At 63.7% G+C, this 20662-nt stretch carries 19 protein-coding genes; 8 read left to right on the top strand and 11 right to left on the bottom strand.

All coding sequences use genetic code 11. The annotated features are described in order from the left end of the window. Positions 1–97 precede the first annotated feature (97 nt). From rsmH to dinB, 6 genes are all read right to left on the bottom strand, one after another. Complete coding sequence (gene rsmH, locus KAZ48_01280; GenBank protein MBP7971399.1) at positions 98–1039, bottom strand: 16S rRNA (cytosine(1402)-N(4))-methyltransferase RsmH; 942 nt, start codon at positions 1037–1039, stop codon at positions 98–100. 243 nt (positions 1040–1282) lie between these two features. Next, positions 1283–1714: a division/cell wall cluster transcriptional repressor MraZ gene (gene mraZ / locus KAZ48_01275; GenBank protein ID MBP7971398.1), complete on the bottom strand. Its 432-nt coding sequence runs from the start codon at positions 1712–1714 to the stop codon at positions 1283–1285. Between the two features lie 194 nt (positions 1715–1908). Then, on the bottom strand, positions 1909–2445 hold the full coding sequence (locus KAZ48_01270) for a MaoC family dehydratase (GenBank protein MBP7971397.1): 537 nt from the start codon (positions 2443–2445) through the stop codon (positions 1909–1911). Positions 2446–2554: 109 nt separating this feature from the next. After that, positions 2555–3463 (bottom strand): patatin-like phospholipase family protein, encoded by a 909-nt coding sequence (locus KAZ48_01265; protein ID MBP7971396.1) that lies wholly within the window; start codon positions 3461–3463, stop codon positions 2555–2557. Continuing rightward, positions 3450–3857 (bottom strand): DUF3040 domain-containing protein, encoded by a 408-nt coding sequence (locus KAZ48_01260; GenBank protein MBP7971395.1) that lies wholly within the window; start codon positions 3855–3857, stop codon positions 3450–3452. Before KAZ48_01260 ends, KAZ48_01265 begins: the two co-directional genes overlap by 14 nt. Positions 3858–3969: 112 nt before the next feature. After that, a complete protein-coding gene (gene dinB / locus KAZ48_01255; GenBank protein MBP7971394.1) occupies positions 3970–5205 on the bottom strand; it encodes a DNA polymerase IV in 1236 nt (411 codons plus the stop codon). 185 nt (positions 5206–5390) lie between these two features. Between dinB and KAZ48_01250 the strand changes: the two genes are divergently transcribed. Continuing rightward, positions 5391–6998, top strand: a complete 1608-nt coding sequence (locus KAZ48_01250) for a DUF222 domain-containing protein (protein MBP7971393.1) — start codon at positions 5391–5393, stop codon at positions 6996–6998. 46 nt (positions 6999–7044) lie between these two features. On the opposite strand, the gene KAZ48_01245 is transcribed toward KAZ48_01250, so the two are convergent. Then, positions 7045–8202, bottom strand: coding sequence for a YihY/virulence factor BrkB family protein (locus tag KAZ48_01245; protein ID MBP7971392.1), 1158 nt, complete (start codon positions 8200–8202; stop codon positions 7045–7047). 18 nt (positions 8203–8220) lie between these two features. Here KAZ48_01245 and KAZ48_01240 point away from each other — a divergent pair, with 18 nt between their 5' ends. Continuing rightward, positions 8221–9945 (top strand): acyl-CoA dehydrogenase family protein, encoded by a 1725-nt coding sequence (locus tag KAZ48_01240; protein MBP7971391.1) that lies wholly within the window; start codon positions 8221–8223, stop codon positions 9943–9945. A gap of 29 nt (positions 9946–9974) precedes the next feature. Here the strand turns inward: KAZ48_01240 and zapE are convergent, their stop codons facing one another. From zapE to KAZ48_01225, 3 genes are read right to left on the bottom strand one after another with little or no spacing between them, the layout of a single operon-like run. Then, a complete protein-coding gene (gene zapE, locus KAZ48_01235) occupies positions 9975–11006 on the bottom strand; it encodes a cell division protein ZapE (protein MBP7971390.1) in 1032 nt (343 codons plus the stop codon). Continuing rightward, positions 11003–12088: a uroporphyrinogen decarboxylase gene (gene hemE, locus KAZ48_01230; GenBank protein MBP7971389.1), complete on the bottom strand. Its 1086-nt coding sequence runs from the start codon at positions 12086–12088 to the stop codon at positions 11003–11005. The genes zapE and hemE overlap by 4 nt, the downstream gene beginning before the upstream one ends. A 17-nt stretch (positions 12089–12105) precedes the next feature. After that, a complete protein-coding gene (locus KAZ48_01225; protein ID MBP7971388.1) occupies positions 12106–13017 on the bottom strand; it encodes a DMT family transporter in 912 nt (303 codons plus the stop codon). Positions 13018–13046: 29 nt separating this feature from the next. Here KAZ48_01225 and KAZ48_01220 point away from each other — a divergent pair, with 29 nt between their 5' ends. From KAZ48_01220 to KAZ48_01195, 6 genes are all read left to right on the top strand, one after another. Beyond that, the gene (locus tag KAZ48_01220) at positions 13047–13619 is read left to right on the top strand and encodes a DUF3000 domain-containing protein (GenBank protein MBP7971387.1); all 573 of its coding nucleotides are present in this window, start codon (positions 13047–13049) and stop codon (positions 13617–13619) included. Between the two features lie 431 nt (positions 13620–14050). Next, positions 14051–14470, top strand: a complete 420-nt coding sequence (locus KAZ48_01215) for a response regulator transcription factor (GenBank protein MBP7971386.1) — start codon at positions 14051–14053, stop codon at positions 14468–14470. 30 nt (positions 14471–14500) lie between these two features. Beyond that, complete coding sequence (locus tag KAZ48_01210) at positions 14501–15781, top strand: HRDC domain-containing protein (protein MBP7971385.1); 1281 nt, start codon at positions 14501–14503, stop codon at positions 15779–15781. Then, positions 15778–16194 carry a hypothetical protein gene (locus KAZ48_01205; protein MBP7971384.1) on the top strand — a complete coding sequence of 139 codons (417 nt, stop codon included), beginning with the start codon at positions 15778–15780 and terminating at the stop codon, positions 16192–16194. The genes KAZ48_01210 and KAZ48_01205 overlap by 4 nt, the downstream gene beginning before the upstream one ends. A 166-nt stretch (positions 16195–16360) precedes the next feature. Further along, positions 16361–17566, top strand: coding sequence for an acetyl-CoA C-acyltransferase (locus KAZ48_01200; protein MBP7971383.1), 1206 nt, complete (start codon positions 16361–16363; stop codon positions 17564–17566). Between the two features lie 10 nt (positions 17567–17576). Continuing rightward, positions 17577–19670 carry an enoyl-CoA hydratase/isomerase family protein gene (locus KAZ48_01195; GenBank protein ID MBP7971382.1) on the top strand — a complete coding sequence of 698 codons (2094 nt, stop codon included), beginning with the start codon at positions 17577–17579 and terminating at the stop codon, positions 19668–19670. Between the two features lie 50 nt (positions 19671–19720). Here KAZ48_01195 and KAZ48_01190 read toward each other — a convergent pair. Then, a partial coding sequence (locus KAZ48_01190) for an EAL domain-containing protein (protein MBP7971381.1) occupies positions 19721–20662 on the bottom strand: 942 nt, incomplete at its 5' end.

Below are 20662 nucleotides of genomic sequence, written 5' to 3'. Positions count from 1 at the left end.
GCACCCGACCGTGACGTTGCTCCGCCGGGCCTCACTACGCGCGCCCCCGGCCGAGGGCGACGGGGCGCACGGCGAAGACCCTCGTGGGGCACCGCGGTCATGCTGCCTCCCTCACACGCTCAGCGGCTCGTAGCCTGGCGGACGCTGCGCGGGGATTCTCCGCGACTTCTGCCTCAGACGGTACCTCCGCACCCCGGGTTAGCAGGCGCAACGAAGGCCGCGCGTCGGCCGGAATCACAGGCAGTCTGTCGGGGGCCGTCACCTTCGCCTGGCGCGCAAACCGTTGCTTGACGATCCTGTCCTCCAACGAGTGATACGCCAATGCGGCGATCCGGCCACCCACGATGAGCGCGGCAATCGCAGCGTCAAGGGCTGCTGGCAAACCCTGCAACTCCCGGTTGATTTCGATACGCAGGGCCTGGAATGTCCGCTTTGCCGGATTGCCGCCGGTCCGCTTGAGTGCCGCAGGTATGGCACCGCGAACTACGTCTGCGAGCTCGGTTGTGGTTGTCAGCGGAGACTGAGCTCGCCGGGCGCAGATGGCCGCAGCGATTCGCTTTGCGCTCTTCTCCTCGCCGTAGTGGCGAAGCACGCGCACCAGCTCGGCCTCGGGGTACTCGTTGACGATGATCGCCGCCGTCAGCTCGTCGGCCGGATTCATGCGCATGTCAAGCGGCGCCTGGCGGGCGTAGGAGAATCCACGTTCCGGCCGATCGAGTTGCATGCTGGAAACGCCAAGGTCGAACAGGATCCCGTTGATGCCCCCCGGGCAGTTGTCGTCCAGGACGGTCGCAAGCTCCTCGTGAACACCCTGAACGAGGGTCACGCGGGTTCCAAACCGGGCCAGGCGCTCCGCTGACGCAGCGAGTGCGCTGGGGTCGCGATCGACGCCCAGCAGACGAATATTGGGGTACCGGTCGAGGTACGCCTCGGCATGGCCGCCGAGCCCCAGCGTCGCGTCGACCATCTGGGCACCCTCAGCTGCCAGGGCAGGCGCCATCAGTTCGATGCACCGGTCGAGCATTACGGGTACGTGCATGGCGGCCTCCCTTCGGCGAAGTGACTGGCCGGTTCAGGTTTGGGTGAAGTGCGCGAGCTTGAGTTCGCGGATGTGGTCTGGGCTATTGGAATCCGAGCACCATCGACCGAATCATTCAGCCAGGTCCCCGCCCGCACTGCGGTCCCGGCGTCGGGGAAGATCGCCGGGCAACTCGCTTCGGGGCCGGGGAAGGTGACCCGAAACGATAACGTCATTGGGCGGGCAGGGGCCTGGGTGAACGGGTCAGAAGAGTCCGGGGACCACCTCCTCGGACAAGTCGGCAAACTCAGGTTCTTGCGCAGCGAGGTAGCTATCCCATGCCTGGGGATTCCAGATTTCGATCGTTGCGTGATTTCCGACGACAATGCATTCGCGATCCAGGCCGGCATAGTCGCGCAGTTGCGATGGGATGCTGATCCGCCCTTGCTTGTCTGGAACTTCGTCGGACGCCGCCGAGAACAACACTCGCGAATAGGCCCGCGCACGCGCATCGGTGCGCGATGCCTCGCGAATCCTGGCGGCGTACTCGCCGAATTCCTCGGCGGGCCACACGACCACAGACCGATCCTGGCCCTTGGAAAGGACTACCCCGTCGGCCAATCCGTCACGGAACTTGGCAGGCAGAACAAGGCGGCCCTTGTCATCCAGGCGCGGGGAATGGGTACCAAGGAACATCGTCCCCACCTCCCCTTGGGTCGCTGTTCGAGCAGTTCGCCCCCCACCGTACTCCCTTTTCCTCCACCATCAACCCCTAGGGGCCACTTCCGGCCACGATCACCCAGAGTCATGCTCAATCAGGTCCAACGCAGCAGCCCGGAGGATCGAACGAATCGACTCTCCGGGCTGCGACGTGCGAAACGGACTGTGGGTCAGCCCTCGTCAGGAAGTTCCAGCGGACCGTTCTTGGCGGCGGGGAAATAATCCTGCCCAATGCCAGATTCGCGTTTGGGCACCATCACTGAGCGCTTGTAGGACACGACCTCATCGCCGTGCTGATTGAGTGCGCGGGTCTTCATAGTGATGATGCCCATGGTGGGTCGCTTGGCCGACTCGCGTTTGTCCAGGCAAATCGACTCTGCGTAGAGAGTGTCGCCGACATACACAGGGTGGGTCAGCTTGATGTCGGTCCACCCAAGATTGGCAACCGCGTTCTGGCTCATGTCAATCACCGACAGCCCGAGCACCAAGGCCACCGTGAATCCAGAGTTGACGATGATCCGTCCACCCGTGATCGGGTTGGATTCGGCAAGGTGCGCGTTGAAGTGATTCTGGTTGGTGTTGCACGTCAACAACGTGAACCATGTCGAGTCGGCCTCGGAAATGGTGCGCCCGAACGGGTGCTGGTACACGTCGCCAACTTCGAAGTCGTCGAGGAAGCGGCCGAGTTGGGCAGGATGAACAGTCACGTGCAGGCACCTTTCGAGTGGATTCTTGACGAACATCAAACAGAAGCAAGCAAATCCTCGCCCACCAGGCGCCCCGCGAGTTCCTCGGGGTCTTTGCAGGTGGGAACGATCACTCGGAGCGAACAGGACTGGTCAACCAGTCGGCGGGGGCGCTGCCGTACCGGCCAGGTCCGGCGATCTCCAGTGACTGAAGCCAGCCCAACGAGAGCTCATAGGCAGCGGCAGCGAGTTCCTGGCTCCGTTTAAAGTTGTCCGGACGGGTCGCGATGGGCCACGGTCCGGGCAAATAGAGCACGGTCTTGCTGGCAACCTTCTCCAGATCCCGCTTAACCTGCTGGGCAGCCATGATCGCGGCCATTCGCATGATGTTGCTGAAGAAAGTGTCGTCACGCTGGGCGGCGACCAGTGTGAATCCACAGTCGAGGACGACAAAGGTCTCGGCACCCTGCTCCGCGGCAACACTGATGGGGACGTTGGCAACGACTCCCCCATCAACCAGGATCCGCCCGTCACGTTCCACATGGGGAAAGACGGCGGGGATCGCCGCACTTGCCATGACGGCCGACAGGAGGTCACCTTGCCTTAGCGGCACGACCTCACCGGTATCGAAGTCAGTGGTGACAGCAGTGTGTGGAATCTTCAGATCGGCGAAGTCCCTCGACACCATCGCCGATTCGATGAACAGCCGCAACGACTCGCTGTCAACAGCCGCCGGTTCACCTTGAACCATTCGGAACGCTGTCGACGAGATCTTCCCGAACACCATCTCCCGCGTGACACTCGACCACAACGCTGCGAGTCGGTCGGCGGCTAAGTCCGGATCTTCGGCGACCACAGCGCCATTGAGCGCGCCGACGGAAGTTCCCACGACAAAATCTGGACGGATGTCGGTTCGCGCTAACGCGCGCAACTGGCCGACCTGAACGGCTCCATAGGATGCGCCACCAGCTAGGACGTATGCAATGGGACCGGGGAGTTGATCAGCGAGCTGAATCGCGGGCAGCTTAGAGCCCTTCACCTTCGCGTCGCTTGCGCCAGCGTTCCTCGACCTTTGACATGAACCCCGAGGATCCGGCTGCAGATTTTGACTTACCGCGAGATGGCTTGGATCCCGCCGAACCCGACGCTTCCTGAGTTTGCTTCTTGGGCTCGCGCAGAGCCGATCCAATTACCAGCACACCACCGAGCATGACGAGGAACCCGACAACACCCAAGACCGCCAACGAGGTGATGACTCCGCCGAGGAGTCCGCTCAAACCGACGATCAGGGTGAGCGAGCCGAGGGCAATGCGTCGGCCGTTGACCGAGCGTCCTGAGCCAGTACGTAGTGCCGAGGCCAAGCGGGGGTCTTCAGCATGCAGCGCACGCTCCATCTGCTCGAGCAGCCGTTGTTCATGCTCTGACAGAGGCACTGGAACCCCCTTCGGTGTGAATACCCGACATGGGTGGCGTCGGCGACACACAACTGTGTCTAGACACAGGATATGCATGTTCGCGCAATGTGCAACCGGAAGGTCAGCCGATTTACCGATCTGGGTCATGACTTTTCAACATTCGGGCCGAGCGCACGACATCCTTGCCGAACTTGGCACTCACCATCTCAGCTAGCTGCTCGGTCTTCGCCTGCTCCTCCTGCCGGTCATCGAGGGTCAGTTGGCGGCCCGCTTGGTCGCCGTCTTGGAGTCGCTCCACTCTGACTCCCACCAACCGCACCGGTCGGCCGTCTTCGCGCAGCGAGGCCCACATGGGTCGAACCGCATCGAAAATTTCCGCAGCGACATCCGTCGTGGCGGCAAGGGTGTGGGATCTGCTAACCGTGCTGAAATCGTCGTATCGCACCTTCACCGCGACAACGCCGGCAACCACATCCGCGGCACGCAGTCGACGGGCGAGTTCATGGGATTGGTTCCGCAGGGCCCGCTCTATGACGGTGTCATCTGCGACGTCGCTGTCGAAGGTGTGTTCGGAGCTAATCGACTTGTCAACTCGGGTCTGGTTGACCGGCCGAACCTCGTGCCCGTTGGCCAACTGCAGCAACCGTGCGCTCGCGGCCTTCCCGATGCTGTGACCCAGGCGCGTCTGCGGAATCGCGGCGAGGTCACCGACCGTGACAACCCCAAGGGAACGCAGCTGCTTCTCCGTCTTCTCCCCTACCCCCCAGAGTTGACCAATGTGGAGGCTGTGCAGGAATCGGACCGTAGCCTCGACGGGAATGACCAGCAGGCCATTGGGCTTCGAAATTGTCGACGCTGCCTTCGCTGCCATCGTCACTGAACTGATCCCCACCGAACAGGTCAGCCCAAGTTCCTGCTCCATCCGGCGCCGGATCTCGACGCCGATCTCGGTGGGACTACCGATCGCACCACGCACGCTGCGTACGTCTAGGAATGCCTCGTCGACGGAGATGGCCTCGACCATCGGCGTCATCTGGCGGAGCACGGTCATGACCGCCTCGCTGGCCGCGGTGTACTTCCCACGAGTCGGCTCGACGAAGATCGCCTCCGGACATGCGCGGCGTGCCATCCCGACCGGCATAGCCGAATGAACACCCTGGGCCCGCGCCTCGTACGTCGCCGACAACACCACTGCCCGACCCTCGCCACGACCAACCACCACCGGCAGTCCACGCAATTCCGGGCGGTCTCGAACCTCCACCGATGCGAAGAACGCATCCATGTCGACATGCAGGATGTTGCAGCCGGAGTCGTCGGTTCCCCAGTTCTGCGGTGCAGAACCACGATCGAGTTGTCGACTCGTCATGGGTTCATCATGCCCTTGGGCAGCCTTCGTGGCCGCGGTTGCGTTGACCGCGAGGTGCTGCCCGAGCGACGGGTCGCCGTGTCACTCCGGCCCAGATCCGGGGAGCCGGGGTGGAGTCCAATTGCGCGCAAACTCGTCCTGTGGATTGCGGTTTGGGGACGCCGTAGGCGGCTAGGATCGAACACATGTTCGAATATACGCCTGTTGCGGCTGAGCCGCCTACGACGACACCGGTCGATCCACGGCGTCTTACACCAGCGGGCCGAGTCGCGCTCGCGGTGCGGTACGCAAAGGAACTAGCGACGCTGGAGGCCCGCAACCTCGAACTGCACGCCGCAATCGCAGACAAGGACAACACCCCAATTCGTCTCGCCGGCCGCACCGTCGAGAACCCGGCCTCCGACGAGCTGGCGGCCGAACTCCACATCAGCCCTCGCGCCGCGACCAACAACTTGCAACGAGCGGACACCATCAGTCGATTCCTCCCCCGGACCCTGACGAACCATCTGCGCGGCGAACTCTCCTCTGCCAAAGTCCGCATCCTCGCTGAGGAATTGCCCCCGGATTGGCAGACCGACACTGATGTCTCCTGCGGGTCGCAATCGGCCCGAACGATGCCGCGTTCGGCGTCGCGAACAGATGCAGCCTCCGGGAATGTGAATCTCACACCGACATCACCACCACGATCGGCACGGGAGTCGCGGCGGCTGCTCGAGGAATTGGTGCTGCCGAAGGCTCCGAAACAGACTCCACACGAGTTACGGCGCAGTGTCCGTCGGGCTATCGCGAGGATTGACACCCGACTCTCGAACGAAGCGGCGCGCGTTTCCCGTCGGGAGCGAGGTGTGAACCTCTTCGAATTGCCGCACGGAATCGCCCTCCTGGAAGCCACACTCACCGTCGAGGAAGGCCGCAATGCCTACGATTTGCTCACCAGGAACGCCCGCATCGAGGCGGATTTTCTTCGCACGAACTTCGCTGGGCCGGACGCCACCCCTTCCACTCCGGGGGCCTCGACCGGGTTCGACGGTCCGGGGGCCTCCACCGGGTTCGACGGCTCATCGGCCAACGCTGAGCCCATGCTCGACATCACGCTGGATTCACTTCGCGCGGACATGCTGATGGCGGCTCTCACCAACTCGGGCCCCGCGGACGGTCACGGACACGTCGCCGGAAACAGGCGAGCGAACGACTCCGTCGGACGCAACCGCATTGCCGCAGTCGTCGATCTGCCGACGCTGCTCGGCCTCGCCGACAACCCAGCAGAGATACCTGGATACGGACCGATCCCAGCGCACGTCGCCAGGCAAATCGCCCGGGATGCCCAATGGGAGCGGTGGGTCACCGACCCCACCACCGGCCACCTGCTGGACCTGGGCCGGTCGAGGTACACGCCACCGGCCGGGCTGCGTGAGTACTTGGCAGCGCGCGATGGGGTCTGCCGATTCCCTGGCTGCAGTAGAGACGCTTGGAGCACTGACCAGGATCACGCCATTGCTTGGGAACAGGGTGGCGCAACGTCGGCCCAGAATTTGGGATCGCTGTGCAGGCGACATCATCGACTCAAGACAGTTGGCAACTGGAAGATCCTGCAGTCGCGCGCCGATGGCTCGTGCACCTGGCAGTCGCCCAATGGCTCGATCCACGTCCTGCCGCCCAACCGAGTCCTCACGCCAGCAATCGCTCCGGCGGACGCAGCGGAACGTCCGACGCGGGAGCGAACGGACCGGCGAACGGAGATACGAGCGGCAGACGCAGCCGGTGCCGACCCACCGGACCTTCCGCCCTTCTAACGCGAAGAACATCGTGCGCGTAATGACTCGTTGCTTGCCGTCACGGCTAGGGAGTGGATTCGGGCGTTCCGCGGACAAATATCGGGCGCCCGATTCGGACCGCGTCGAACGCTGCACCCATGAGGGCGATCAGGCTGAAGGCGTAGGCGAAAACCATGACCGCGATGGGAGTGGCTAGCACACCGTAGACAGACGATTCAGCAAAGAGGCCACGCACATAGATCGTCAGCCCGACGCCAGCCAGGACACTGACGACCACCGCCAGAACAGCCCCGGGAAGGCTGGCCCACCATGCTTTCCTGATCACCGCCGAGATGTAGAACAGCGTCGTCAACAGCAGCGTCGCCAGAACGACGATGAGGAGGATTGACAACCACGTCACGACGACGGGGGGCAAGTCCAGCCATCTGCCGACGGTGGTTGGCCCGATGATCAATACGGGGGACATCACCACGCCAATGACGACGGCCACCACGTAGATCACTGCGGACAGGACTCGACGCCGCGCATAGCCGCGCACCCCGAACTCTCCGTTGATGATCGTGACAGCCTCGACGTAGGTCATCACCGCCCGCGAACCTGTCCACACAGCCAGCACCAGTCCGATGATCCCCAGCGAAGTGCCGCCTTGCTCGAACATGTCCCGGATGATCGGGGTCGCGTACTGATCGGCGGCTTCGGGCGTCAGCACACGTTCGACGGTCTCGAGAATGCGCTGCTCAACCACGCTGACCGTGTCGTCGCCGGAGTAGCGGGTATATGCCGTCAATCCGGAGATGAACGCCAGCGCCAGCCAGGGTAGGGAGAACAGCACCCAGAAAGCCGCTTCGGCCGCAAGGCCGGTGACGCGGCGTCCCGAAATCACCGCCCACCACATCAGTGCGAACCTCAGCGCCCGCCGAGGAGCCTTGGCCATAACAGCAGCTGCCTGGCGTTGCATCCAGGTCCTGGTCGGCAGGTCGATCGCAGGTCGCTCCGGGTCCTGACCCGCCGCTGGGGGGTCAGCAGCTGCCTGCACCGTGAGGTGAGCGAGGCTCGGGGTGACCAGCGGAGTGTGAGCGGCAGTGGCGGGGCCATGTGCCTGCAGGACGGGCGTCGTGTCGCTGGTGGGCGTGTCACTGGTGGGCGTGTCACTGGTGGGCGTGTCACTGGCGGGATCGTCACTGGCTGGCTCGTCGGGTTGCGACTCGTCAGCGGCGACCACGAGGCATACCGTAGTGCCATGGAAGCTGAAGACCTATCTGTTGGTCAGACAACCCGACCGAAGTTCCGGGCCGCGTCGGTAGACACCCACTCCGTGCTTAATCAGCCCCCACCGCTTGAGGACTACGACGTCTTCAGCGCGGATACGGCTTTGGTGGAGGCGTTGACTGAGTTCGCGGGCGACCAGAACACCGACGGCCTGTCCAAACTCGGACGCCTTTCCGGATCGGCACAGGTCAAGCAGTGGGCAACCGAGGCAGACACCTTCACGCCCCAACTCAAAGCCTTCGACCGGTACGGCCAACGCATCGACGAGGTCGAGTTCCACCCGGCTTGGCACTCACTCATGACCGAAGCGGTCGGGCACGGCCTGCACGCGGCCGCGTGGACCAGCGATGACCCATACGCACACTCGCAGCGCGCTGCTGGGTTCATGTCCTGGTACCAGGCCGAAGCCGGACACGGCTGCCCCATCTCCATGACGTACGCCGCAGTTCCGGCGCTGAAAACTGATCCCGCGGTGGCGGCCCAATGGGTGCCCGGTCTCAGCTCAGCGACCTACGACTTCGGCCTGCGGTCGCCGCAACAGAAGGCCGGTCTTATCGCCGGGATGTCGATGACCGAGAAGCAGGGCGGCTCGGATGTGCGAGCGAACACCACCATCGCGACGCCGCTGCCAGGAGAGGACGGCGCGTACGCACTCGATGGTCACAAGTGGTTCTGCTCCGCGCCCATGAGCGACATCTTCCTCGTGCTTGCGCAAGCCGAAGGTGGACTGACGTGCTTTGTGGTTCCACGGGTACTAGCGGACGGGACCCGCAACGTTTTCCGTATCCAACGCCTCAAGGAGAAGCTGGGGAACCGTTCGAACGCCTCTGCCGAGATTGAATTCTCCAATACCTGGGCCCAACGCCTCGGGGACGAGGGACGAGGTGTTCGCACCATCGTCGAGATGGTTTCCGCCACCCGCCTTGACTGTGTCCTGGGCTCTACCGCGCTCATGCGCAAGGCGCTGTCCGAGGCGGCGTGGCACGCGGCTCACCGATCGGCATTCGGTGCGACGTTGATCGATCAGCCACTCATGCGCCAGGTGCTTGCTGACCTCGCGATCGAAGTCGAAGCCGCAACCTGGTTGTCGATGCGGCTTGCGGCGGCCACAGATGCCTCGGTCGGTGCCCGGCCCGGCCAGAACGCAGACTCCGAGGCAGCCTTGCGCCGACTGGCATTGCCAATGAGCAAGTACTTCGTCTGCAAGCGGGCGCCATACGTCGTTTTCGAGTCGATGGAATGTCTCGGCGGGGCTGGTTACGTCGAGGAGACAGGTCTACCGCGGCTCTACCGGGAAGCGCCGGTGAACTCGATCTGGGAGGGATCCGGGAACGTGAACGCACTGGATCTGCTGCGCGCACTCTCCCGGTCGCCGGAGTCGCTGGACGCTTGGTTAGCTGAGGTTGGCGCAGCAAGCGGCACCGATCGGAACTTCGACACCGCCGTGACCGACCTGCTGGACACCCTGTCGCGCGGCGCCGCAACGGACGAGGCGAGTGCTCGTCAACTGGCCGAGCGAATGGCTTTGCTGCTGCAGGGCTCGGTGCTCCTGCGGCACGCACCCAATCCCGTTGCCGATGCGTTCTGTGCCACCCGGCTGTCTCCGCAGGGGACGGCCCGCACCTTCGGGGTTCTGCCGGCCGGCGTTGATACCGACCTGCTCATCGATCGGGCCTTCCCGGCTGAGGTTGGCTAACTCAAGTCGGTTGGACGCGTTGGCCCGATCTAGCTGCGCGCCAACGCGTCCAACCGGGAGATCGCCCGCCAGTACTTCTTCCGGTAGCCACCGGCCAACATGTCCGGGGCAAACACCTGGTCGACCGGCAGCCCGCTGGCGATGAGCGCGACATCTTGGTCATACAACCGATCGACGAGCACAACCAGGCGCAAGGCCTGGGCTTGGTCGGTCAGTTGCCGCACGTCGAGCAGCCCGACCGTTGAAACCCCGTCGATGAGGGCGCGGTAGCGGGACGGGTGAACCGATGCCAGGTGATCGATGAGTCCGCTGAAGTCATCGAGTGAACCTCCCGACGCCGACGTCGCCGCAACCACCGCCGCATCGGGTTTCGGCGTCGGCGCCTGCGGCAGGCCGCGGTGCCGATAGTCGTCTCCGTCTATCCGAATCGATTCGAACGTGTCGGCCAGGCCCTGAATCTCGCGCATGAAGTCGTCCGTCGCGAATCGGCCCTCGCCGAGTCGGTCGGGCAGCGTGTTGGACGTGGCGGCCAGCTTCACCCCCCGCTGAGAGAGTCGGGCCAACAGGGAGGACATCAAAACCGTGTCGCCTGGGTCGTCAAGCTCGAACTCATCGATGCAGACCAGCGTGTTCCTCGCAAGTGCTTCGACCGTTTGCTCAAACCCGAGTGCGCCGACCAGATTCGTGAACTCCACAAAGGTGCCGAACGAACGGTTGCCGGGGGTGGCGTGCCACAGCGATGCCAACAGGTGGGTCTTGCCCACGCCGAAGCCGCCGTCGAGATAGACACCGGCCGGTGACGCCTGATTCTTGACCCGACTCGACCGGCGTCGGCGCCGCCTTGGTCGGGCCGGAACCTTCACAGTCTCGGCGAACTCCGCAAGCACGTCCAAGGCCCGCTGCTGGGACGGTGCACCAGGATCTGGCCGGTAGGTGTCGAATCTGACCTGGGCAAATTGGGGTGGGGGAACGAAACCAGCGAGCAACCCATCCGTGGTGACCACGGGGTTGCGCTGCGTCAGTCGGATCGGACTGTCTGCGCTGCGGCCCGACGAGTTCACCTCGCGGTGCTCTGGTGGACCAACTCGACCACCCGCGTGAGGACATCCGGGTCGGTCTCCGGTGGCACGCCGTGGCCGAGGTTGAAGATGTGCCCGGGCAGACCCTCCGCCGCAGCCAGCACATCGGCGACGGCAGCCTCCACAACCGGCCATGGGGCAAACAAGGCGGCTGGGTCGAGGTTCCCCTGCAACGGCATCGACCGCGAGATTCGCTGCGCGGCCTGCGCGAGCGTGATGCGGAAATCGACGCCCATGACGTCAGCCCCGGCCTGGGCCATCAGATCCAGCAATTCGCCGGTACTCACTCCGAAGTGGATTCTGGGAACTTCAGTGTGGGCAACTGAAGCCAGCACCTTGGCCGAATGCGGCATGACCAATTCTTGATACATCGGTGCGCTAAGCGCGCCGGCCCACGAATCAAACAACTGGATCGCAGATGCGCCAGCGTCAATCTGCAGCCGAAGAAAGTCCCCGCAGATGTCGGCAAGGCGATCGAGTAGGGCGTTCCATGTGTCGGGGTCTCGCAACATCATGGCTTTGGTGTGCAGGTGATCGCGACTTGGTCGACCTTCAACCAGATACGAGGCCACCGTGAACGGCGCACCCGCGAAACCGATTAGCGGGGTCTGGCCAAGTTCAGCGGTCAATCCATGAATCGCATCCGTGATTGCGGCGATATCGGCTGGTTCCAGATCCCGCAGGCGGTCGACATCGGCAGCGGTGCGGAACGGTTCGGCGATGACTGGTCCAACGCCTGGTTGGATCTCGACGTCAATTCCCACGGCCTTGACCGGCACGACAATGTCGGAGAACAGGATCGCCGCGTCAACGTTGTGCCGACGAACCGGTTGCATGGTGATCTCGACCACCAACTCAGACGTGAAGCAGGTGTCGAGCATGGTGTGACCGGCGCGCAGTTGCCGATACTCGGGCAGCGAACGTCCTGCCTGGCGCATGAACCACACCGGCGTGTGACTCACGGACTCTCCGCGCGCGGCCCTGATTAATGCCGAATCGCTGGTTCGTCCCGTCAGCAGTGGATGGTCAACGGGCAGGTTCCGGGCCAAGGACGAATGGGACACCGGGCAATCTTCCCAGATCAACCAACACTCATCAGCACCACGCCTACGAGGGCAAGGGCTACTCCGGCGTATTGCACAACCCGCAGCCGTTCGCCGTGGACCCGCCACGCGAGCATGACTGTGAACACCGGGTACAGCGAGCCCAACACGGCGGCGACAACCAGTTCGCCTCCTGCGGCCGACAAGCCGTACGCCATATTTGCGCCGACGTCGAAGGCACCGATCACAAACACGGCCGGCAGATCCGCGCTGGTCATTCCACCCAGACTGCGAGCGAACACAGCCACTAACACCATGATCGCGACAGACCAAACGCGCATCGCCGCCATGGTCATCGTGGGACTGGTGAGCGATCCCTGCGCAATCGCGGCCAAAGAGGTTCCGAACATCAACGCGGAGACAGCAGCAAGAATGATGGGCCGCCAGCGGGCACTGCGCAACTCGTCGGCCTCGCCGGTGGCGCCCCCGCGAGTTTCGGGATCACCGAACAAGGCTCGGTCGCTGTCGGCCAGCACGTGCGGGTCGCTTTCCGGCGCAACGACGAACCCAAGGCCCGCGATGGCAACCACAACACCTGCGGCTTGGACCAGTGAGGGCAAATCCCCCACCAGCAGACCGGCGCCAAGCGGGACGATGATTCCGGTCGCCGCGATCGGCGACACGATTCCCATGGTCCCGGTGGCCAGTGCCGAGTAGAACGTCCACAGACCAAACAAGCCCGAGCTCGCTGCCAGGACGGCCCAGGGCAGGTAGTCCAACGGGGCACCCCAGGCACCGGTGAGGAGCACAACGAACACCATGACCAGCAGACCGGCCGTTTGACTGAAGCCAACGACGGCTAGGGGCGGTCGCCGGCGCGACATGGTTCCACCCAGGAAGTCAGACGTGCCCCACAACACGCTTGAGAGCAACGCGAGCAGTGCAGCCACAACGCTCCCTCTCGATCTAGTCTGTTGGGGTGCCACCCCCGGAATCGATGCCAGCGCCGTTCGCCCGCAGCCTCGAGGACATTCGACACTTGCAATACCGGTCCGAGTTCATCGTTCGCGAGGCTCCAGCACCCGCACGACTCGCCCCTTTTGGTTACGCCCAGACCCTCGACGTGGAACTGCAAGACGTTTCGGTGGGATCCGGACGCCTCGTCATTCTTCACGATCCGATTGGTCAGGCGTCATGGCAGGGCACGACGCGCGTCGTTGCGTATATCGATGCCGACGTAGATCTTGAGGTCGCGGCCGACCCCATGCTCTCGGAAGTGGGATGGGCATGGCTGGCGGAGTCACTTGAGGAGTCCGAAGCATCGGCAGAAGCGCTCGGCGGAACGGTCACGGCAGTGGCGTCAAGGTCATTCGGGGTCATGGACGACCGGCTTCCGGAGGGTCACCTGCAGATCCGCGCGTCGTGGACACCGACGAACGAGGACCTGGCAGCGCACGCCCGGGCATGGGCGCTGCTCGCATCGTCCGCATGCGGACTCGCGCCGACAGCTACCGGCGTCAGTTCACTCATTCGGAGTCGCAACTCGCAGTAGTCGGCACCACTAACGCCACCCTCACTGGTCTGCGAGGGTGAAAAATGGCACGGATCGGCAGAATTGGCCGTTCGTACCATGCCCGGCTAGCCATCCGTCGCTAAAGCCCCGACCCGATCCGGCCGATACCGGTACCCAAGTACTCGAATGGCTCGCGTTGACCGACCGACAACTCCGTCGGACAGCTCTGGCCTGGTCGCTTCGCGCGGGAGGCAGACGTGGTGACATTGGTGGAACGGACTTCTGGTCCAGCGCCGCTGGCTTCAAGCAAGACCCGATTTACCGCACTGGTCGTCTCGTCGGATCCAGGTCGCCGAGGAGCCCTTTGTCACCGGCTCCGCCAATACGGAGCCCGCAGCATCCTGGAAGCAGGTTCCCACGCTGACGCGTTGGTCCAAGGGCGCACGGACGGCCAGCACGATCTCTGCATCGTGGACGGAACTTCGGCCGAAGCTCCGATTCTGCCGCTAGTCGGCGAGTTGCGCAGCATGCGCTGGCGTCGGGTGCTCATCCTTACGCCGCGCAACGATACGTACGCCGTCAAAGCAGCCTTGGCCGCCAGCGTGCGCGGCTATGTGGTCTCAAGCCGCAGCAGTTTGTCCCAGACACCGCGCAACGTCATTCCCATCCAACGAGGTCGCGCTCGCACGGCGCCCGATGAATTGTCCCCGCGTGAGATCGAAGTACTGCAGTCGGTCGCCGAGGGTCATTCCAATAAGGGCATCGGCGACGAGCTCGGCCTGTCGGCCCTCACAGTCAAGAGCCACCTTGCTCGGATCGCCCGCAAGTTGGGAACCGGCGACCGCGCCGAGATGGTCGCGTTGGCGATGCGCTCGGGCCTGGTTCGCTGACAATCGGGCAGTGATCGCTACCGTGTCTGCGTGAGCGACGACGATTCTGCTGAGGTGGATTCTGCTGAGGTGGAAGCGCCGCACACCCGGGCACTGACCGAGCCGACCGAGGGAACTCCCCCGGTCGTGGACACTCCGGACTCACTGCGACGCAGTATCGACGCATTGGCCGCCGGCACCGGGCCAGTCGCCATCGACGCTGAACGGGCTGGCGGCTACCGCTACGGGCACGGTGCCTATTTGGTCCAGCTTCGCCGGGAAGGCTCGGGCACACACCTGATCGACCCGCTGCCATTCGCTGACCTCAGTGACCTGAACAGGGCCTTGGGCGATGCCGAGTGGATTCTGCACGCGGCATCGCAGGACATCCCGTGCCTGGTCGAGATCGGGTTGCGCGCCCCAGCGTTGTTCGACACCGAGGTCGCCGCCCGCCTGCTCGGTCGGCCAAAGGTTGGCCTCGCCGGGCTGGCGGCCAGCGAGTTTGGGCTTAGCTTGGCCAAGGAGCACTCGGCGGCGGACTGGTCGACCAGACCACTGCCGCAGTCCTGGCTGCAATACGCAGCCTTGGACGTGGAGTTGCTCATCGAATTACGGCTCATCCTCAAAGTGGACCTCATTGAGGCTGGCAGGTGGCAATGGGCGCAAGAGGAGTTCGACTACCTGCGAACAGCGCCAGCCAAGGCGCCGCGGACGGACCCATGGCGCCGCGTTGCTGGCATTCACAAAGCCAGATCTGGTCGCCAGTTGGCCATCGTTCGCGAGTTGTGGCAACAACGGGACCAGCTCGCGCAGGACCGCGACATCGCGCCTGGCCGCGTACTGCCGGACAAGGCCATCGCGGCAGCCGCCCTGGCCTGGCCTAAGACTCGTCGTGAGCTGGAAGCGGTCGCTGCGTTCCAGGGCAGAGGAACCAAGCGACGCATCGCCTACTGGTGGCAGGCGGTTGAGCGCGCACTGCAGTTGCCGGAGGATCGATTGCCCGCCACTGTCGGGCGTTCCCCAGACGAGCCCCCTCCCCCGCGTTCGTGGGCTGACCGCACACCCGCCGCAGCGGCCCGGCTGGCTGAGGCCCGCGCGACACTGACCGAGATCGCCGACGACTTGCAGATCGCCAGCGAGAGTCTGTTGACCCCCGATTCGGTGCGGCGGCTGTGTTGGGCCCCACCGCAGGATCTGTCCGCGACCAGCATCGAGCAGTCGCTGGCCCGATTCGGTGCCCGACCCTGGCAGTTATCGTTGACCGTCGAGCCGCTCTACCGGGCGCTCAAAGACGCACCACCGCAGCCGAGGGACGTGAAGGCCACATCATGAGTAGGAGTATGTGCGGGCGCTTTGGCGTCGCGGTGATGACCGCCATCAGCGGGTCGCTACTGCTCGGCTCGTGTTCCGCATCGGCCGACCAGCCGACCAAGAGCCCCACACCGACTGGCAAGGCCGCACGCCAAGTCGTCACGGTCGTGACCGATCCAGACAAGTGCGACAGTGAGCCGGCCATCGTCAACGCGGGCGAGGTTGTGATCAGGGCAACTGCTGTCGGCGAGGAAGCGATTCAGGTGACTCTGTATGGTCCAAAGGATGGCCAGTTCAGCCTGGTCTATGGATCCATCCCTCGACTGCTCCCCGGCACCACCAAATCGATGCGAGTCAAGCTTGAGCAGGGCGCGTACGAGATCGCCTGCGCCGACGACCGCGACGATGAGCGGTCGCGACTGACGGCGATCTGACCACTGTCGATCAAGCTAGCGCGAGCGGCAACCAAGCCCGACGCATGACAGTGTGTTACCGGCCGGTAACATAGCCGCAGAGGGTCTCCGCCCCCACGTTGCCATTCGCGGCAACGCAGCCGTGGCGGGCTCGTCAGAGCCTTGCTACTCGTAGCCTGGAGGCAATATGGCGCACGCCGGCAGAAACGTCGTCTTCGTTGACGGAGTACGGACTCCATTCGGAAAGGCCGGGGCCAAGGGCATCTATGCCGAAACCCGAGCCGATGACCTGATCGTCAAGGCCATTCGGGAACTGGTCCGCCGCAATCCGAACCTGCCACCTGAGCGCATCGAAGAGGTCGCGATCGCAGCAACCACCCAGATCGGCGACCAGGGTCTGACCCTCGGTCGTACCGCCGGCATCCTCGCAGGCCTGCCCGTGACTGTTCCGGGTTTCTCGATCGACCGCATGTGCGCCGGAGCGATGACGGCATCCACCGTGGTCGCCTCGGGCATCGGCGTCGGCGCCTACGACGTCGCAATCGCCGGGGGTGTCGAGCACATGGGCCGTCACCCGATGGGCGAGGGTGTTGACCCCAATCCTCGCTTCGTTTCGGAGAAACTCGTCAATCCCGAAGCGCTGCAGATGGGAATGACAGCCGAGAACCTCCACGACCGTTTCCCCCAACTCACCAAGGAACGCGCCGATGCCTTCGCAATGGCATCACAGGTAAAGACGGCCAAGGCATACGCGGATGGGAAGATCCAGCCGGATCTGGTTCCGGTCGCCATTCGTACCGCCGACGCTGGTTGGGGCTTGGCGACACAGGACGAGGCACCTCGACCCGCTACCACGATGGAATCCCTCGCTGGCCTCAAGACTCCGTTCCGTTCACATGGTCGGGTCACCGCCGGAAACGCCTCGGGACTCAACGACGGTGCGACCGCAGCAATCTTCGCCTCGGAAGAGGCCGCTGACGAGTTGGGCCTGACCAAGAAGCTGCGCATGCTCAGCTACGCATTCGTCGGCGTCGACCCGGCCATCATGGGCATCGGCCCAGTGCCTGCGACCGAGAAGGCGTTGGCGAAAGCCGGCCTGTCGATCGACGACATTGGACTGTTCGAACTCAACGAGGCATTCGCCGTGCAGGTCCTTGCGCTACTGGATCACTACGGGATCGCCGACGATGACGAGCGAGTCAACCCTATGGGTGGAGCAATCGCCGTTGGCCATCCGTTGGCGTCGTCCGGCGTTCGTCTCATGACGTACCTGGCACGTGACTTTGAAGATCACCCCGAGGTCCGCTACGGACTGACGAGCATGTGTGTTGGCCTCGGCCAGGGCGCAACGGTCGTCTGGGAGAACCCGAACTACGACGGATCAAAGGGCTGAGGGACAACACATGTCAGACAACGAGAACACATCCACCGAGGTCGTTACCCAGGCCAAGGTTCGCTACCTGGATCTGCCACTGGGCGCTGGCACGGCTGCGCTCATCACGCTGGACAACGGTTTCGATCACACCAAGCCGAACACCTTCGGCCCCGGTGGCTTGTCGTCTATCGACACAGCCTTGGACGAGGTCAGTGCACGCACTGACCTCGTCGCAGTCTGCCTGACCGGAAAGCCATTCATCTTCGCCGTCGGCGCTGACCTGAGCGCAGTCCCACAGGCCACGAGCCGCGAATTGGCGCTGGAGATCGGCCAACTCGGCCACCGCGTGTTCAACCGGTTCTCCGAGTTGGCGGTGCCGACATTCGCGTTCGTCAACGGTGCCGCCATGGGTGGCGGTCTTGAGATTGCGCTGCATTGCAACTACCGCACTGTGTCCGCAGGTGCCGCTGCGCTCGCTCTACCCGAGTGCTTCCTCGGGCTGGTACCGGGCTGGGGTGGTACCTATTTGCTGCCCAATCTCGTCGGCGCTCCGAATGCGGTCAAGGTCATCATCGAGAACTCGCTCAGCCAGAACCGCATGCTCAAGCCCAAGCAGGCACTTGATCTTGGCATCGCTGACGCGATGTTCGAGCCAGCCGACTATCTGGAGCAGTCCCTGCTGTGGGCCGCCAAGGTTCTCAATGGCGACGTCGCCGTCGAACGACCCGAGGTCGACCGTGGCGAAGGATGGGATGCGGCGGTCAATGCCGGTCGGGAATTCGCCAAAGCCAAGATTGGGCAAGCGGCACCAGCGCCGCACCGCGCGCTGGATCTGATCGAACTGGCCAAGACCGCCCCCAAGGCTGAGTGCTTCGCTGCCGAGGACGATGCACTCGCCGACCTCATCATGAGCGAACAACTGCGTTCAGGGCTCTACGCGTTCGACTTGGTGCAGAAGCGCGCCAAGCGTCCAGTCGGTGTGCCAGACCGGTCGCTGGCCCAGAAGGTCACCAAGGTCGGCGTCGTCGGCGCTGGGCTGATGGCCAGCCAACTCGGCCTGCTGTTCGCGCAGAGACTGCTCGTTCCGGTGGTGCTCACCGACCTCGATCAGGAACGAATCGACAAGGGCGTTGCTTACGCACACAGCGAGATCGACAAGTTGGCCGCAAAGGGTCGCATGAATGGCGATAAGGCGAACCGACTTAAGGCCCTGATCACCGGTTCGGTGAGCAAGGAAGCGTTCGCCGACGCTGACTTCGTCATCGAAGCGGTATTTGAGGATCTGAAGGTCAAGCAGCAGGTGTTTGCCGAGGTTGAGGCGGTCGTTAGCGACACGTGCATCCTGGCAACGAACACCTCGTCGTTATCGGTGACCGAGATGGCGTCACAACTGGCACATCCCGAGCGGGTGGTGGGCTTCCACTTCTTCAATCCTGTCGCTGTCATGCCGCTGCTGGAGATCGTCCGAGCCGAGCAGACCAATGACGAGACGCTGGCAACCGCATTTGCCGTTGGCAAGTCGCTGAAGAAGTCCTGCGTGCTCGTATCCGACGCGCCTGCCTTTGTCGTCAACCGCCTCCTCACCCGCTTCATGGGTGAGGTCACCAAGTCTGTCGATGAGGGAACCTCCTTCGAGGTGGCTGACAACGCCCTTGAGCCACTGGGCCTGCCGATGACCCCCTTCGTGCTGATGGGTCTAGTCGGACCCGCCGTGGCGTACCACGTCTCCGAAACGATGAAGCAGGCCTTCCCGGACCGCTTCTACGTCTCAGAGAATCTGGGCCGGTTGGTGGAGGCAAAGAAGACGGCTATCTGGTCGTGGGACACAGGTACTCAACAGATCGATCCCGAGGTTGCCGAGCTGTTCGTCATGGGTGACTCACCCCTGACGGCAGCGGAGGTCCGCGATCGTGCGCTGGAAGCACTTGCACAGGAGATTCGCCTCATGCTCGACGAGGGCGTTGTCGCCGAACCGCAGGACATCGACCTCTGCATGATCATGGGCGCGGGATGGCCATTCCACCTCGGCGGCATCACGCCGTACCTGGATCGCACGGGAGTCTCCGAACGCGTCACGGGCAAGCGTTTCCTCGCCCCTGGTGTCGCCAGCGTTCCCGCCTAGCCCGAAAACACGGGCATGAGCCGGGTGGGCCGAGCGCTACTTGCGCCGGTTCACTCGGCTTCTGCCTGTGTGCGCACTTGCCGGCGCAGCAATTCGGTGATCTGATCGGCGGCTACCGGCCGACCATAGTGGAACCCCTGAACTTGGTCGCAACCCATCGACGTCAACACAGCAGCCTGCTGCGCTGTCTCGACCCCTTCTGCCACAACCACCCGACCCAAGTCGTGTGCGACGTTGATGACAGCGTTGACAATCGCGGAGTCGCTCGGGTCCTCGCCCACTCCCTCAACGAATGTACGATCGATCTTCAGCACGTCAGCAGCGACGTACTTCAGTGTGGTCAAGCTGGAGTAGCCGGTACCGAAATCGTCAATCCCCACTTGAACGCCATACGAACGCAGCCGGCGCAGCGTGATCAGCGTCGGTCCCTTCGCATCCACAACCGCACCCTCGGTGACCTCAAGGCACAACATCTTGGGAGCGATCCCCCGGGTCATCAGCCGTTCGAAGACAGCGGGTGCGAACGACGCCCGGGCAAGCTGGCGCGGTGACACATTCACGTTCATGTGAATGTCGTGGCCGGCGGCCGCCCACTGCGCCTGCTGGTCCAGCGCCATGTCCAGAATGTGCTCACCGAGCGGCCCGACCATTCCGGTGCTTTCGGCGACAGCGATGAAGTCAGCCGGACGAATCAACTCGCCTTGTTCGCCGATCAATCGCGCCAGCGCCTCCACTCCCACGATCAAGCCGGTAGCCAGGTCGACGATCGGCTGATATTGCGCTGTAACTCGGCCTTCGGCAAGGGCATGTCGCAGCATCTCGGTCGACTCGACCTTCGCCACCGCTCGCTGCTCGAGTTCCTCGACGTAGAACTCGACGCGGTTACGACCATTGTCCTTGGCGCGGTACATCGCCAGATCCGCTCGGCGCAGCAGATCCTCAGCGCGAGTCTCTGGATCGGTGGTTGCCGCGATGCCGACGCTGACCGTGAC

It is taken from the genome of Candidatus Nanopelagicales bacterium, from assembly GCA_018003655.1.
Lineage (GTDB): Bacteria > Actinomycetota > Actinomycetes > S36-B12 > UBA10799 > JAGNDY01.
Note: the sequence above shows the minus strand (reverse complement) of the source record. Positions and strands in the feature narration are given on the sequence as shown.